Origin of the sequence: Paenibacillus konkukensis (assembly GCF_023523925.1) — a bacterium.
Lineage (GTDB): Bacteria > Bacillota > Bacilli > Paenibacillales > NBRC-103111 > Paenibacillus_S > Paenibacillus_S doosanensis.
Genome location: NZ_CP027059.1, coordinates 6714529 through 6728969 on the forward strand (window position 1 = coordinate 6714529; position 14441 = coordinate 6728969).

General features: G+C 56.3%; 15 protein-coding genes. 8 read left to right on the forward strand and 7 right to left on the reverse strand.

Annotated elements, in window-relative coordinates:
- Nucleotides 1–6: 6 nt before the first annotated feature.
- On the reverse strand, nucleotides 7–1728 hold the full coding sequence (locus SK3146_RS29140) for a GMC family oxidoreductase (protein ID WP_249862062.1): 1722 nt from the start codon (nucleotides 1726–1728) through the stop codon (nucleotides 7–9).
- A gap of 18 nt (nucleotides 1729–1746) precedes the next feature.
- On the reverse strand, nucleotides 1747–2514 hold the full coding sequence (locus SK3146_RS29145; RefSeq protein WP_249862063.1) for a gluconate 2-dehydrogenase subunit 3 family protein: 768 nt from the start codon (nucleotides 2512–2514) through the stop codon (nucleotides 1747–1749).
- 351 nt (nucleotides 2515–2865) lie between these two features.
- Here SK3146_RS29145 and SK3146_RS29150 point away from each other — a divergent pair, with 351 nt between their 5' ends.
- The 5 genes from SK3146_RS29150 to SK3146_RS29170 all read left to right on the forward strand — a co-directional run bounded on the left by SK3146_RS29150 (nucleotide 2866) and on the right by SK3146_RS29170 (nucleotide 7030).
- Nucleotides 2866–3882, forward strand: a complete 1017-nt coding sequence (locus SK3146_RS29150; protein WP_249862064.1) for an ABC transporter ATP-binding protein — start codon at nucleotides 2866–2868, stop codon at nucleotides 3880–3882.
- The gene (locus tag SK3146_RS29155; RefSeq protein WP_249862065.1) at nucleotides 3873–4769 is read left to right on the forward strand and encodes an ABC transporter permease; all 897 of its coding nucleotides are present in this window, start codon (nucleotides 3873–3875) and stop codon (nucleotides 4767–4769) included. Before SK3146_RS29150 ends, SK3146_RS29155 begins: the two co-directional genes overlap by 10 nt.
- A 16-nt stretch (nucleotides 4770–4785) precedes the next feature.
- A complete protein-coding gene (locus SK3146_RS29160) occupies nucleotides 4786–5583 on the forward strand; it encodes an ABC transporter permease (protein ID WP_249862066.1) in 798 nt (265 codons plus the stop codon).
- A gap of 128 nt (nucleotides 5584–5711) precedes the next feature.
- The gene (locus SK3146_RS29165) at nucleotides 5712–6170 is read left to right on the forward strand and encodes a chemotaxis protein CheX (protein ID WP_249862067.1); all 459 of its coding nucleotides are present in this window, start codon (nucleotides 5712–5714) and stop codon (nucleotides 6168–6170) included.
- Between the two features lie 86 nt (nucleotides 6171–6256).
- Nucleotides 6257–7030 carry an SDR family NAD(P)-dependent oxidoreductase gene (locus tag SK3146_RS29170; protein WP_249862068.1) on the forward strand — a complete coding sequence of 258 codons (774 nt, stop codon included), beginning with the start codon at nucleotides 6257–6259 and terminating at the stop codon, nucleotides 7028–7030.
- Nucleotides 7031–7198: 168 nt separating this feature from the next.
- Here the strand turns inward: SK3146_RS29170 and SK3146_RS29175 are convergent, their stop codons facing one another.
- The 4 genes from SK3146_RS29175 to SK3146_RS29190 form a co-directional block, all read right to left on the reverse strand.
- Nucleotides 7199–7717, reverse strand: coding sequence for a pentapeptide repeat-containing protein (locus SK3146_RS29175; protein WP_249862069.1), 519 nt, complete (start codon nucleotides 7715–7717; stop codon nucleotides 7199–7201).
- A gap of 18 nt (nucleotides 7718–7735) precedes the next feature.
- Nucleotides 7736–8737 carry a hypothetical protein gene (locus SK3146_RS29180; RefSeq protein ID WP_249862070.1) on the reverse strand — a complete coding sequence of 334 codons (1002 nt, stop codon included), beginning with the start codon at nucleotides 8735–8737 and terminating at the stop codon, nucleotides 7736–7738.
- A gap of 21 nt (nucleotides 8738–8758) precedes the next feature.
- On the reverse strand, nucleotides 8759–9526 hold the full coding sequence (locus SK3146_RS29185; protein WP_249862071.1) for an RNA polymerase sigma factor: 768 nt from the start codon (nucleotides 9524–9526) through the stop codon (nucleotides 8759–8761).
- A 263-nt stretch (nucleotides 9527–9789) separates the two neighbouring features.
- Nucleotides 9790–10053, reverse strand: coding sequence for a DUF2573 family protein (locus tag SK3146_RS29190; protein WP_249862072.1), 264 nt, complete (start codon nucleotides 10051–10053; stop codon nucleotides 9790–9792).
- Between the two features lie 141 nt (nucleotides 10054–10194).
- Here SK3146_RS29190 and SK3146_RS29195 point away from each other — a divergent pair, with 141 nt between their 5' ends.
- The 3 genes from SK3146_RS29195 to SK3146_RS29205 are packed head-to-tail and all read left to right on the forward strand — an operon-like array spanning nucleotide 10195 to nucleotide 13218.
- Nucleotides 10195–11193, forward strand: coding sequence for an alpha/beta hydrolase family protein (locus tag SK3146_RS29195; RefSeq protein ID WP_249862073.1), 999 nt, complete (start codon nucleotides 10195–10197; stop codon nucleotides 11191–11193).
- A gap of 26 nt (nucleotides 11194–11219) precedes the next feature.
- Entirely contained in the window at nucleotides 11220–12632 is a 1413-nt protein-coding gene (locus SK3146_RS29200) for a DEAD/DEAH box helicase (RefSeq protein WP_249862074.1), read from the forward strand.
- A 46-nt stretch (nucleotides 12633–12678) separates the two neighbouring features.
- The gene (locus tag SK3146_RS29205; protein WP_249862075.1) at nucleotides 12679–13218 is read left to right on the forward strand and encodes a hypothetical protein; all 540 of its coding nucleotides are present in this window, start codon (nucleotides 12679–12681) and stop codon (nucleotides 13216–13218) included.
- A gap of 159 nt (nucleotides 13219–13377) precedes the next feature.
- Here the strand turns inward: SK3146_RS29205 and rsgA are convergent, their stop codons facing one another.
- Nucleotides 13378–14439: a ribosome small subunit-dependent GTPase A gene (gene rsgA / locus SK3146_RS29210; RefSeq protein WP_249866478.1), complete on the reverse strand. Its 1062-nt coding sequence runs from the start codon at nucleotides 14437–14439 to the stop codon at nucleotides 13378–13380.
- Nucleotides 14440–14441: the final 2 nt, after the last annotated feature.

A 14441-nucleotide genomic window follows, 5' to 3' on the forward strand; every position in this document is an offset into this window, starting at 1 on the left:
ACCTCGCTATACTAGAGACCCCGGCGTTTTCAAATATTTCAGAATCCCTTCCGCCGCGCGGTATGACAGCGCCCCGACAGTCGCCGTAGGGTTGTAGCCGCTGTTATGGGCGAAGGCGGAGGCTCCTATGACGAATACGTTATCTGCATCCCACATTTGCAAATAGGTATTGACGACCGAAGTGCTCGGGTCCGACCCCATGACGACTCCTCCGGTGTTATGAGTCGATTGGTAAGGGATGATATTATAGTTTTTCAATTCGGCATTCGTCTGCTGCTTCGACGGTTTCATTTCTTTCATAATTTCGTCCGCTTTGGAGGCGATGAATTTCACCAGCTCGCGGTCCTGGTCCTCGAAATCGTAAGTAATGCGCAGCAGCGGCATGCCGTAGACGTCTTTATACGTCGGATCAAGATCCAGGTAATGATGCCGCCACGGCATATTGGACCCTTGACCGCTGACGGAGAGAACGCGGTTCGCGTATTTGATCGACGCCTGCTTGAAGTCCTTGCCCCAGGCCGGGGTGCCTTTCGGCGTGGAATTGTTGTCGATCGGCCGGTTGCCCGCCTGCGAGATGCGAATGCCGGCTCCGTGAATGAAGTTCAGGCTGCCGTGGTCGAAATTGTCTCCGTTGAAATCGTCGATCTCCATCCCGAGTGCGCCTGCTCCGGCGTACAGGTTGAACTCCTGATCGTCGTAAAAGCCGACCGAGGAAGCGCCGTTTACCTGATACGCATAGTTTCGTCCGACGACACCGGTTCCGCTCTTCGGATCGTAAGGCTTGCCCAGCTTGGAATTCAGCAGCAGCCGGACGTTATTGAACACATAGCTGGTCAGAATGACTACGTCCGCGGGCTGCTCGAATTCTTCGCCCGTAATCGTATTGACATAGACGACGCCGGTCGCTTTCTTGCCGTCGTTCAATATTTTCGTCACGTTGGATTCGGTCCGAATCTCCAGATTGCCCGTCTGCTGCGCTACCGGGATGACGGTAACGACCGGGTCGGCCTTGGCTCCGTATTCGCAGCCGAACCGTTCGCAGAACGCGCAGTATTGACAGGCGGCGCGGGCGATGCCGTCCGGGTTCGTATACTGCGTGGACAGATTGCCGGATGGCATCATATAAGGGTGATAGCCGAGTTTTTTGGTCGCTTCTTCGAACATCGTGAAGCTCGGCGTTTTTTTCATCGCGGGCGTGGGGAACGGATTCGACCGTTTGCCCACCATCGGGTTCTGTTCGGGCTCGCCGGAGATGCCGGCCATTTTCTCGAATTTATCGAAGTACGGCTCCAGCTCGTCGTAAGTGATGCCCCAGTCCTGGATGGTCATCCCTTCGGGAATTTTTTTCGCTCCGTACCGTTCGACGGTTTTGGAATAAATCTGGAAATCGTAAGGGAGAAAACGGAAATATTGGCCGTTCCAGTGAATCCCGGCCCCGCCGAGACCTTCTCCTAACAGGAATGAACCGTACGAGCGCATAGGAAGCGCAGTAAGCTTTTCCGTATTGCGGAACGTGACGGTTTCCTTGGACAGATCCTGCATCAAGCCGTAGCGGCGGGCATAACGCAGCTCATCGTGCACCATGTAATAATCTTCCGTTTTTCTCGCTTTGCCGCGCTCTAGCGCGACGACCTTATGGCCGGCTTTGGTCAGCTCTGCGGCAATGACGCCGCCAGTCCAGCCCAAACCTACAATGACTACCGGTACCTTCGGCAAAGTTGTAGCCATGAACTCATTCCCTCCTCTCTAGTGGCTCAAATGGTCGCGCAAGCTTTGCGGTTCCATTTTGACGAATTCTTTTTTGTCGACGACATCCAAATAGCTCATCTGGTTGCCCGGATAATTTTTCATTTTCCAGCCTCCCATGTTCTTGTTGCCGCCGTACAGCGGGTCGGCATAGACGCCTTCCGTCGTAAAGCTGATCAGCGTCTTGAAGAAGGCTTGGCCCGTCGTTCCGTACAAGCTGATGTCGGCGCCGTTCTCTAATGCTTTCAATACTTCGTCCTGCTCCGCCTCGGCCAAATCCAGAAACGATTTTTTATATTTTTGCTGGCTCAAATTTTGAATGGCCTGCAAGCCCATCGTAAACAGCTCATGCCGTTTTACGCTAGGATAGTCGCCTTGCGTCGTTTCGCCTTTCTGGAACGGCCCCATCATATAATCTTGGGCGTTAATCCCCCACTGGCCTGCCAGCTGATGGTCGATGAAGTAAGCGACGCCGAGCTCCTTGGCTCCCGGCCCAAGGTCGTCCTTGGGAAAAATCCGTTCGGTCGCCGCTTCCGTAATCCGGAATTGTTCCTGATTAAAGAACATGAGCGCCTGATTGTAGTCGGCCGCTTCGGGCTGCGCCTCGTTTGGCTGCTTGGCAGGCTCGGCAGGCTTGCCTCCCAGGCTTTTGCCGATGACGCCGCCTACCACGCCGCCTACGACGACGCCGCCGATGGCCGCACCCGAATATTTTAAAAATTTGCGCCTTGAATCACTTTGAGGCTGATTATCACGATGTTCCGGCACAAAAGCTCCTCCTTACGTTTCAAATGGTGTGCAATACATGGATGATTTACCTTTAATGAGGTTAGTTTTCCTATCTTTTGAAGTTTTATTCGATGCAAAAAAGTTTTTGGAGAACCGCTTAGAAACGGATTGTCAGCCTTATATGGGTGTGGTAATATATAACAATTAAGTGGGAGGGCTTCTAGGGATCCGACGGCGCCAAGCCGGTTCGAACCAAGCGAAGCCGAACGTCCGGCGGGGAGGCCGGCGTTAACACCGTAGGGATAAAAGACCTCGTGCAAGTTCCGCCGATTGCCGGCGAAACGAATGCGGGGTCTTTTCTGCTTTACTGGAGGAAAGGAGAATGTGCCGATGAAGGCGATCAAGGTGGAAGCTTTAACGAAACGGTTTGCGGTGAAGCAAAAAGGAGTCGGTCTGAGCGGCAGTCTGCGATCGCTGCTTAGCCCGAAATACGAGGAGAAGACCGCCGTGCACGGGATCGATTTGACGGTGGAGCAGGGGGAGATCGTCGCTTTTCTCGGACCGAACGGAGCGGGCAAGTCGACGACGATCAAGATGCTGACGGGCATTCTTCATCCATCGGGCGGAAGGGCCGAGGTGCTCGGGTATTGCCCCTGGAAGGAGCGCAGCCGGCTGGCTTATCATATCGGCTCGGTGTTCGGGCAAAAATCGCAGCTCTGGTACCATCTTCCTCCCAGCGATTCGTTCGAGCTGATGAGCCGCATTTACGAACTGAACCGCAGCGATTATTTCGTCCGCAGGGATGAACTGGTCCGCCGCTTTGAGCTGGAGCCTTACCTGCATATCCCGGTCCGCAAGCTGTCGCTCGGGGAACGGATGCGCTGCGAGATTGCGGCGGCGCTCTTGCATAGCCCGAAGATCGTATTTCTCGACGAACCTACGATCGGTCTGGACGTGATCGTGAAGCATAAAATTCGCGAGCTGATTTTGCAGATGAACCGGGAGGAAGGCACGACGATCTTCCTGACCTCCCACGATGCCGGAGACATCGAGCAGCTCTGTAAGCGGGCGGTCGTCATCAATTACGGCCGAGTGATTCTGGATGATCGGGTGGAGAGGATGAAGCGGGAGCTGCTTACATCGAAGACGATTCGCCTGAAGCTTCAGGAAGAAGGGCCGCTGTTTCAATTTCCCGGCGTCGAGGTGCTGGCGCAGGGGCGGATGGAGATGCTGCTCTCCGTCGATACGGCGCAGGCTAGTATTGAACAGGTACTGGCGCAGATCGTCAGCAAATACCGGGTGATCGACGTTACGATCGAGGACCCGCCTATGGAGGAGATCATCACGCATATATATGCCCGCGGCGGGCATGTCGGGAAGCAAGAGGAGGGGGCGGCATGCGTGTAGCAGACTCGGAGAAGAGCGGCAAGGCCCGCGTGGGAGCGGCGCTTCAACTGGCCGCAGACGGGGAGAGGCCGGTCTCGCCGCCATCGACGGCGGGCGGCAAAATCATGAAATACGCGGCTATCGGGAGGGTGACGCTGCGCAATCATTTTGCCTATGTGTATGATTTTCTAATACGTTCGATCTTCCTTATTACGATCATGTACATTTTCATTCAATTATGGCGGGTGACCTATCAGGGGGAAGGGAGCCGGCTCATTGAGGGATACAGCTACGATCAAATTATTTGGTACATTTTGTTTGCCGAAGCGTTGACGACAGCGTTCCCGAGCTTGGCGACGCGCATCGAGGATGAGGTCAAAAACGGCGATGTCGGCTATAAGCTGACCCGCCCGCTGAGCTACATCGGCTATCATTACGTGGGCTATGTCAGCGAGGTGCTTGTACGGCTGCTCGTCAATCTGTGCATCGGCGGTTTGCTCGGTATCGCGATGTTCGGCTTGCCGCATTTCGGATGGGGCTGGGCGGGCTTTGCGGTTGTGGCGATCGGCTCGGTGACGGTCAATTACCTGCTGAATATGGCTTTGGCGCTTTGCGCTTTCTGGGTAGAAGAAACGCGCGGGTTGGAGTTCGTCTATCACAAGCTGCTGTTCACGATAGGGGGCATGCTGATGCCGCTTGAGCTGTTCCCGCAAATGCTGCAGGACGTATGCCGCTGGCTGCCCTTCCAAACCGTGCTTTACTTTCCGGCAAAAACGGCGGTGCGATGGGACGATGTTTCGCTCGTTCCGATGCTTTTGACCCAGGGAGTTTGGATCGCGCTGCTCGCCGGACTGGTTATGCTCATCTACGGTATGGGAATAAGGAAGGTGAATGTCAATGGCGGCTAAGGAAGGAGCGCGTCCCATGGGAGGTAAACTGCGCGGTCTGCTCTTGTTCGTATGGACCTGCTGGAAGCTGAATTTGGCCGGAGCGATGGAATTCAGGATGAGCTTTCTGCTTACGGCCGGTATGATGGTCGTTAACAATGCCGTGTGGATTTTATTCTGGGGGCTGTACTTTCAGCGATTTCAGGTGGTGCAAGGATGGACGTTTCGCGATGTGGCGATGATGTGGGCGGTAAGCGCCGGCGGCTTCGGTTTGTCGGCGGTGCTGTTCGGCAATGCTTATCGTCTCGCTTCGCTCGTTGCCGCGGGGCAGCTGGATATTTATCTGGCGCAGCCGAAACCGGTGCTGCTGCATATTCTGATCAGCCGGATGTCGGTTTCCGCGATCGGCGATATCTTGTTCTCGCTCATTCTGTTCGCGCTGTTCGGCGATCTGACGCCGGCCGGGATGCTGAAGTTTGCGCTGGCCCTGCTGCTCGCGATGCTGATTTTTCTGTTCTTCGTCGTGGCGGCGCAGACGCTCGCGTTCTATATCGGCAGCGCGGAGGGGATCGGACAACAGCTGTTCAACGGTTTGCTGGCCTTCTCGACGTATCCTACGGGGATTTTTACCGGGCTCGGCAAGCTGCTTCTGTTCACCGTCATACCGGCCGGATTTATCAGCTACTTGCCGATCGGGCTGCTCCGCAGCGTCGAACCGCTGTTTCTTGCGGAAGCCGCCGGCATTGCGCTCCTGCTGACGGCAGGCGGCAGCGCCTTTTTTTACATTGGGCTAAGGAGATACAGTTCAGGCAATATGATGGGGCTTCGAATGTGAGTCTAAATAACTATTTTCATAAGGGGGGTTACAAAAACATATACTTATTGGAGAAAATTAGGTATAATGAATGATATTATAGACCTATGGATCTTACGTGATTTTGTCGTAAAGGAGACCGCCACCTCATGAAGGCAGAATATATCAATCCCTTTTTGGAATCTGCAAGAATCGTTATCGAGCAAGTCGCCAGCATACGACCTTCGACCGGGCAGCTTGGGATAAAAGACGTAAAGTTCGTAGAGAAATACATCTGGATTCAAATCGGCATGACCGGACAGATGGAAGGGGACATCGTATTCGGATTGCATGAAGAGGTCGCCTTGAAGGTAGTCTCCGCTATGATGGGCGGGTTCGCCATCACCGAGATGGATGAGATGAGCAAGAGCGCCATTTCCGAGCTTGGCAACATGATCAGCGGTAATGCGAGCACGATGCTGTACAATCAGGGAGTGAAGGTGGACATTACGCCGCCGAAGCTGCTGCATTCCGCGAACTCGGCAGGTTTTTTGCCGAAGAAGGCTTTGACGATTCCGCTCATTATGGAAGGAATCGGCGAGCTGGACATTCAAGTTTTGATCGTTTAATCGAATCGATTACAATAGAAGCGGGGAGCCTTGCGGAGATGCCGAGGGCGAACCGCTTTTTTTCATGCCGATGGAGGTGTCATACTATGTTTCAAGGGAAAATTGCCGTCATTACCGGGGCTTCCAGCGGAATCGGGGCGGTAATGGCGAGGAAGCTGTCGCTGCAAGGGGCGGTTCCCGTGCTGATGGCGCGCAGCGAAGACAAACTGCAGCAAGTAGCGGCCGGTTTAAACGGACCTTGCGGAACGCATCCTTTGGACGTCACGTCGGCCGCGCAGGTGACGCAGACGATGCAGCGGGTGATCGAACAGTATGGGCGCATCGATATTTTAATCAATAACGCCGGCTACGGGGTGTTCGAACGGTTCGTGGACACGCCGCTGGAGGAGTTCGAGAGCATGATGGACGTGAACTATATGGGAACCGTCCGCTGCACGAAGGCGGTGCTGCCCCATATGCTTCAGTCGGGAAGCGGCCATATCGTCAATATCGCTTCCATGGCCGGTAAGATCGGATCGGCCAAATCGACCGGTTATACGGCGACCAAGCATGCCGTCCTCGGCTTCACCAACTCATTGCGCCAGGAACTGGTCGGAACCGGCGTATACTTAAGCGCAATCAATCCGGGGCCGATCGATACGCCCTTCTTCGACAAGGCCGATCCGAGCGGCAACTATGTCCGGAACGTCAAATGGTTCATGCTGAAGCCGGAGCGGGTGGCCGATAAAGTGCTGCGGTCGATAGCCAGGCGCATCCCGGAGGTCGATATGCCGTTTACCGCCGGCCTCGGCGTCAAGCTGTTTCAGCTGTTTCCGCGCGCCTTCGATAAGGTGGCTTATAAGGTGCTGAATAAGAAATAGGCGCATACGCCAAACCGCCGAACGGCTTGATCCTATAATACCAACCCGCCCCTGTTCAAAGAGGCGGGCTGAGTTTTCATTATGAGAAGAGCGCTGCTTCTATTTCTGCATGGCGTCCTGTTAAGGCAACGGACGGCCGGAAAACCGTTCCGCCTGCATCAAGGTAAGCTACTCGATACCGCTGCCGCCCCGTGCCTGCCTGTAGGCGGCAAGCAGCTGCTCGACGGGAATTCCGTCGATCGTCATGTCTTTCATACTGCACCCGCGGATAGATACGCCGTCCAGCCGGCAATCGGAGAGCGTACTGCCGTTCAAATCACAGTTCTCGAACCGAAGCGGACGCTGCGATTTGCCTTCTTCATAAGCGGGGTGCCCCTCCGGCGGAAGACCGATATTATGAATATACGCTCCTCCGAGCTGGGCGTTGCAGATCTCCAGGTCGCTCAAATTGGCATCGTTAATGCGGGTTCCGCTAAAATTAATGTCGTTGAAGCGGGCTCCGTGCAAATCGGCGCATTGAAAAGACAGCTTCGGCAACGCGACCATTTGAAAACTTACCCGCTCCGCGTAACCGTTCCGGAACTCGGAACCGGAGAAATTCGAATCATTCAGCAGGATTTGCTGAATCGGTTCTTTTTTGCCGCTAATGACAATGGTTTCTGTCGGGGATTCATGGGATGGTTTCATTCGGATTCACCGCTTTCTTTATTTGTCGAGAGCTAAGAGCAAGGACGCCATGCGTTCGAGGACAAGTACGGCCTGCTCTTCGGCCGATTGGGCCTCTTCTAATCGTTCGATCGCCCGCATCGACTCCGAAGGGTCATTGGGACTGCCTCCTTGAGGAAAAGGGAACATCGTATGCATAACTTTCAATGATTCCGCGACTCGGGCATAATGCCTTTCGGCTTCGAAGGCCGCCTGCCGGATATCTTGCTCCAGCTCGTCGTCCGCGTCCCACACTTGCTGCAGCCGCTTCATGAAGGCGGCTGCATAGAGCCGGGCGTCATACACGAGGACCGTATTGTAAGCATTGCCGAATTCGCTTACGGCGCGGGAGGAGAACGCTTGCTTCCAGCCGTCATAAGCAGCAAGACCGTTCATGTAAGGGGGCAGTTCATGCTGATGCTCTCTTTGTCTGGCATGATGAATCGCCATGGCGAGCGCGCCGCGAAGAGCCGACGCTTTATCGAAGGGGCGGGCTTCCTCCAGGCTCATGACGAACAGCTCGGAGATTTCGCCCCGTCCCAGCTTCTCATACGGCAGCGTCCCTCCGTCCTTCATCTTCGGATCTTTGGCATGAAGCAGCTTCTTGTCGTCGTCGTAGCCGTACAGAAGACCGAATTCAGGAATGAACAAGTCCCAGCCTATGACGGGAATTCCCTTATCAAGGCTCGCCTGAATCAGATTCAGACCGCGAGTCAGCTCCTCCGCCGTAGGGGGCGCGAGATTGGCGGAGCGCACGGAGGCCGTTCGAAAGCCGAGATTGCCAAGCCCTTCCGCAAAAAACGGTCCCCACGGATAACCCGTGGGTCCTGCCACATCAACGTTCCGGGGATGAATGTTAATGCGAAAAGCGTGCCCCGTGTAGCCCATTACGTCTATCAGGTCCAGTTCATGGCGGCCGGTAAACCGGATAGCTCCATACATGGCTACGGCGGCGGATGTCCATGAATTTTGATGCGCAATGCAAGCTGCGATTTCTTCCAAGAGAAGCTCCCATCCTTTTCATCAAAATCGGATTTTGGAGCTGTCCAGGAGAACGCGCCGGTTATGACCGGCGTGCGCCCGCTGCTCCACGTAATCCGTCACATGGATTCGAATGCGCTCCTGCTGCAGTTTTTGCCGGGAACGGGAGATCGTTTTGTACACATTGGCGGTTGTCGTATTGAACAGGCCGGCGATTTCCTGAGGGGTGAGCTGACGGAAAAAGTGCGCCTCTACGAAGCTGCGTTCTTTGACGGTCAAGCAGTCCAGCAGACTGACAATGAACCGAACCGTTTCTTTGCGAATCAGCCTTTCCTCGGGAAGCCAGGAAGCTTGCGGAGCCGAACCCGGCAGCGACGGCTGATCGGGTTCCAAGGCGATGAACGCCAGGATGCTGTCGAGATGATCCCAATCGACTCCCGAAGCGTCCTTAACGGCGCTTGGAGTCAGGCTGGTGAACGGCTGTTCCTTGCCGTAAGGGCCTCCTCGGCGAAGCTTCATCATCGCTTGATTGCGCACGATCCGGTGCAGCCACGGGACGAAACGGCTGTCTTCGGTTAATGTCCCGAGACTCAGGAAAGCGCGGATCAAAGCATCTTGAACGATGTCTTCGGCCATATGGTGGTCCCTTGTGATCCCCGCGGCCCAGCTGTAGGCTATGCGCCGGTGCATCCTTACCAGCTTGCCGAACGCCTCGCTGCATCCTTGACGGGCCCGAAGGACGATATCGGCTTCCGGTTCCGCAGCCGCGGCCTCATCCGCACTGGAATCCGGCAGCGAGCTTTTTCCCATGTAATAAGTCATGTTTGAACGATTCCCCGCTTTCCGTTTCTTAAAACGCCCATTCAACGGCAGTCCATGCTTGGGACGGCTCTATGCTGCATAACGGGCATGCCTTGAGCATCGTTCCAAAAGCGGAAGCCTCCGATCCATATCGTATTGATGCCGTCCGCCGCTTATTTCTGACAAATAATAAAAAAAAGACTGGAACATGGAAGCCTCCGGTCTTAAGTTCAGCTGCAATATGATATTCTAGTGTCGTGAGAAGCGGCCGGTTACTCCGGCTCCTGAGCGTTATGGCGTTCTTTCAGCGCCAGGTTCAAGGAGCGAACCTCTTCGTACAAGCTTCTGACAGCCGCTTTGCCTTCCGGGTGGGTTTGATTCCAGTGATTTGCCAGCGCGGGCATGGATCTGTGAATATGGTTATAGACGGACCATACTTTTATTTTTTCCACCATTTCGGGGGATGTATCTCCTGTAAGCAGCTCGGCGAACTTTTCGACCAAGGCGTCAAATTCGGTTTGAAACTGGGGATTCATAGAAGCTCCACCTTTCAGAACATAATAGAAAGTAAATTTGTCGTAACAATAGTAAGTCTAGCGCACGAACGGGCTTCTGTCAAAAATTAGGGCAAGCGCTTATCGGGAAAGATGAATGCGGGAAAGGAGCCGCTGAACGGTATGAATGACGGACGAACTAAAGAAAAGACGACGGTGGGAGCCGGCGGCGGCGCAGTGACTTCTATATCGGAGGGCGCCGGCATAGGATGGACAACAGGAGGAGGGGCGCAGACTCCGGAAGCGGCCGGCGAAAGCGCCGCCGATTCCTGCGCCGCGAGCTCCTCTCCGGGGGAGGCGTTCTGCCGGAAACGCGAGCCGCTCAGAAGCCGCTACAGAGACATCTTATTGTACAGGCTCACTTATGTCAGCGAAGGGCTGAGGGTCAAAGGCTATTTGGCGGTCCCTGCAGCCGCATCGGCTTTGTCGCCGTATCTGGGCTTAATCTACTGCCGCGGAGGCATCCGCAAGGTCGGCATGGTGCGCAAAAGACGCATTATGTCGATGGCTAGACGCGGGTATTGCGTTTTTGCGCCGTTTTATCGCGGCAACGAAGGAGGCGAAGGGCGCGAGGATTTCGGCGGCGAAGACCGCTACGACGTCTGCCATGCGATCACCCTCGTTCGCTCGCTGCCCGAGGTCAAGCGCGGGCCGGTTCCGCTCATCGGGTTTTCCCGCGGAGCGATGATGGCTTTGCTGGCGGCCAAGCAGTGTCCGGATGCAGGACCGGTGGTCGTCTGGGGCGGCGTCAGCGATTTGTTCCATACGTACGAAGAGCGGGTCGATCTGCGCCGTATGCTGAAGCGGGTCGTCGGCCATCCCCGCAAGCAGAGCGAGGCGTATGAAGAGCGCTCGCCGGTGTACTGGTTAGAGCGGATCTCTGTGCCTGTGATGATCGTCCATGGAACCGTTCGCAGGTCGGCGTTGCCCAGGCGCGCAAGCTGGCGGAAGGGCTGGAGAGAGCGGGCAAGGATTACGCCATGGAGCTGTATGAGGGGCTGGACCACCGTTTTCCGAAGGAAGAGGACGAAAAGGCGCTCGATGCGGTGTTCGGCTGGATCACAGGGAAGCTGGCGCAGGCAGAGCAGGCTTGATGTTCCGCTTCTCCATTGGTATGATTAGGATGCTTTTGATGAAGGGGGAATTCGATGAATAACGGTTTTGCTACTTTACATATTGACGACATTTACGTTCGCAAGCTGCAAGCGTTGAATATTACGACGCCGTCGCCGATTCAAGCCGAAGCGATACCTGTCATTCTGGAGGGGAAGGACGTGGTCGCGCAGTCCCAGACCGGTTCCGGCAAAACGCTCGCTTACACGCTGCCGCTGCTGCATAAAATAGACAAGACATCCAAGGACGTGCAGGGTATCGTGCTGGTGCCGACCCGGGAGCTTGGCGTTCAAATCGTCTCTACGCTCGAACAGCTGACCGAGGGTAGCGGCATCCGTGTACAATCGCTGATCGGAGGGGCGGCCATCAGCAGGCAAATCGACCGGCTGAAGCTGCGCCCGCAGATTGTGGTCGGCACGCCGGGCCGGGTGCTGGAACTGCTTAAACTGCGCAAGCTGACCATGCATCACGTGCAGGTTGCGGTCGTCGACGAAGTCGATCAGGTGTTCGAGCTGGGCTCGATGCATGAGGTAGAGGCTATATTCAAAGGGATGCTTCGCGAGCGGCAGCTGCTGTTCTTCTCGGCTACGCTGCCGCCGCAGGTTCAGGCGGTGATCGACCGCTGGATGCGGGAGCCGGCGTTCGTGCAGGTGAATCCGGAACAGCGCACGTCGCAGACGCTGGAGCATCAATACTTTGTGTGCGAGGAACGCGACAAGATCGACACGCTGCGCCGTATCGTCAGATTGTACAACCCTCCCGCGGCAATCGTCTTCATCAATGAAACCGATGACGTTGCCGAGGTCGTTAGCAAGCTGCAGTTCGCCGGACTGTCTATAGAGGCGCTATACGGCGATGCGGGCAAACAGGATCGGGCCAAGGTGATGCAGGCGTTCCGGTCCGGCAAGTTCCAGCTGCTGCTCGCAACCGATATCGCCGCGCGCGGTCTTGATATCCCGCATGTGACCCATGTCATCAATCTCGATCCGCCGATCGATGCGGATCATTACGTTCACCGCGTAGGGCGTACCGGCCGGATGGGCAAGAAGGGGACGGCCGTCTCGATCATTACGCACAAAGAACGATTTATTATCAATAAATTTGCCAAAACGCTCGGCATTGACATCGAAGAAAAAGAGATGGCGTACGGGAAAGTCATCGACCCCGGCCAGCGGCGCGGCGCCTCCAGGGCGGTTCCGCGTTCGCGGGTGGAGCCTGCCGGACGCCCGGCGGCGGAGTCCGAGCTTGCGGAAAACCGCAAGAGCGCATCGGGCAAGTCGGCGGAGCCTCGCGCGAAGCTCTCCTCGCTTGCGGCCAAAGCCGCTCCGGGAGGCGCCGCCAAGCCGTCTTCGCCGCAGGCCAAGCGCAAGCCGGAGCGCGAGCGCGACCGCAAAAACAAGGGAGCGCCGCGCTGGCTGAAGGAGAAGCAGAACAAACCGAAGTCATAGATGTCTCCGGCGAGGGCGGATTCGGGAGAGGGGTTGGCTAAAGCCTATGGGAAAGCTGCTGCGGAGCATCGTCTCGCTGGCGATCGGCTGCGCCGTCATCGCCGCAATCGGATATTGGTATGTGCAGCCTGAGCGTCCATTGGATTTAACCTATTCGGAGCTGAAGGTGCGCGGCAAGCTGGCGGATATGATCGCCAGCCGCAAGCTGGAGGTGGAACTGACCGAGCCGGAAGTGAACAGCCTGCTTAAGAAGGCGCTTGCCGCGCATGCCCAAGTGACGCCGGATTTGGAAGTGACCGGAGCCGAGTTCAGCTTGGAAGGCAAGGAGTGGGTAGCGGATGTCAATTTGCTGTACAAGGGACAGTGGGAGGCTGCAGCCAGGCTGTATTTTACGATGTCATGGCAAGAGCCGTACCTCACGGCCGTTCATACGTCGACGAAGATCAAACGGCTATCCGTGCCATTGGACTGGTTCCGTCTTCAGCCGTTGAACGTCGAGCTGAACGATTATTTGCCGAGGCCGGCGGGAGTTCGTTCGGTCGCTTTCGAGGAACATGCGGTGAGAGTCGGATTGAAGCTGAGATAGACGGGATAGGCGCATACAAGAGCACACTGCGGCAAGCGGCATCGGACAGGTTCGATGCCGCTTGCGGGACAGGTGCTTTTTTTGCCGTTACAGCGTATAACCCGGGTCCGCTGGGCCCGGGTTATCTTCGCTTGCGTGCTTATGCGTGCGGGCGGCCGGTTACCGGTTTGTCCGCCCACGCATGTCCTTATGAATCTTTTTCCAGCGGTCTTTCTCCGCTTTGGCGGCCGCCGTATCGGTCTTGCGCTCGATATAGGCGAGCTCCTTCTGCAGCTTCACATAGCCGGCGTAGCGTTCCCGCTCCAGCGTGCCGTTCGCAAGCGCCGCCTGCACGGCGCAGCCCGGCTCCGCCCGATGGCCGCAATCGGCGAATCGGCACCCGGCGGCCAGAGCGTCGATGTCCCGAAACGCCGCGTCCATCGAGTCGCCGCCTTCCCACAGCTGCAGCTCTCTCATGCCCGGCGTATCGATAATGAGCGCGCCGCATGGCAGGACGACCAGCTCGCGATGCGTCGTCGTATGCTTGCCGCGGTCGTCGTCCTCGCGCACGCCGCCCGTTTTTTGCCGCTGCTCGCCGTACAAGCTGTTGAGCAGCGTCGATTTGCCGGCGCCGGAGGAGCCCAGCAGAGCAATCGTCTCGCCGCGCTTCAGCGTGGCGATCATCTGCTCCGTGCCTTCGCCGATCAGGCTGTTCACCGTGTAGACGGGCACGCCGAAGGCGATCGTCTCCACCTCGCGCACCTTCGCTTCGACGTCGTCGCATAAATCTTTTTTGGTGAGCACGATTTCCGGCGCCGCTCCGCTGTCATAAGCGGTCAGCAAATAGCGTTCCAGCCGCCGCACGTTAAAATCGCGGTTCATCGCCATCACGAGAAAGACGCGGTCGATATTGGTCGCGACGATCTGTTCTTCTACTGTGGAACCGGCCGCTTTGCGGGAAAATTTGCTTTTGCGGGCGTACACCCCATGGATGACCGCCTTGCGTTCGCCGGGCAGCTTCTTCATCCACACCCAATCGCCGACGGCGGGGTAATCGCTGCGTTCGCCCGCTTCAAACCGGTACTTGCCGGATAATTCGCCGAGCCACTCGCCGTCTTCGGCATAAATGCGGTACAAATGCTTGTGCTCCAAGGCAACGCGGCCGACGTCGTAATCTTCTTTCAGCTGTTCGACGAAAAACGGCTGAAAGCCGTATGCTTCTAAAGAGGTAAACTTCGTAATAA

Coding starts and splice junctions, on each gene's coding strand:
- SK3146_RS29140 (WP_249862062.1), bottom strand. CDS start 1,728: ATGGCTACAACTTTGCCGAAGGTACCGGTAGTCATTGTAGGTTTGGGC.
- SK3146_RS29170 (WP_249862068.1), top strand. CDS start 6,257: ATGTTTCAAGGGAAAATTGCCGTCATTACCGGGGCTTCCAGCGGAATC.
- SK3146_RS29205 (WP_249862075.1), top strand. CDS start 12,679: ATGGGAAAGCTGCTGCGGAGCATCGTCTCGCTGGCGATCGGCTGCGCC.
- SK3146_RS29150 (WP_249862064.1), top strand. CDS start 2,866: ATGAAGGCGATCAAGGTGGAAGCTTTAACGAAACGGTTTGCGGTGAAG.
- SK3146_RS29160 (WP_249862066.1), top strand. CDS start 4,786: ATGGGAGGTAAACTGCGCGGTCTGCTCTTGTTCGTATGGACCTGCTGG.
- SK3146_RS29195 (WP_249862073.1), top strand. CDS start 10,195: ATGAATGACGGACGAACTAAAGAAAAGACGACGGTGGGAGCCGGCGGC.
- SK3146_RS29185 (WP_249862071.1), bottom strand. CDS start 9,526: ATGGGAAAAAGCTCGCTGCCGGATTCCAGTGCGGATGAGGCCGCGGCT.
- SK3146_RS29165 (WP_249862067.1), top strand. CDS start 5,712: ATGAAGGCAGAATATATCAATCCCTTTTTGGAATCTGCAAGAATCGTT.
- SK3146_RS29155 (WP_249862065.1), top strand. CDS start 3,873: ATGCGTGTAGCAGACTCGGAGAAGAGCGGCAAGGCCCGCGTGGGAGCG.
- SK3146_RS29175 (WP_249862069.1), bottom strand. CDS start 7,717: ATGAAACCATCCCATGAATCCCCGACAGAAACCATTGTCATTAGCGGC.
- SK3146_RS29190 (WP_249862072.1), bottom strand. CDS start 10,053: ATGAATCCCCAGTTTCAAACCGAATTTGACGCCTTGGTCGAAAAGTTC.
- SK3146_RS29200 (WP_249862074.1), top strand. CDS start 11,220: ATGAATAACGGTTTTGCTACTTTACATATTGACGACATTTACGTTCGC.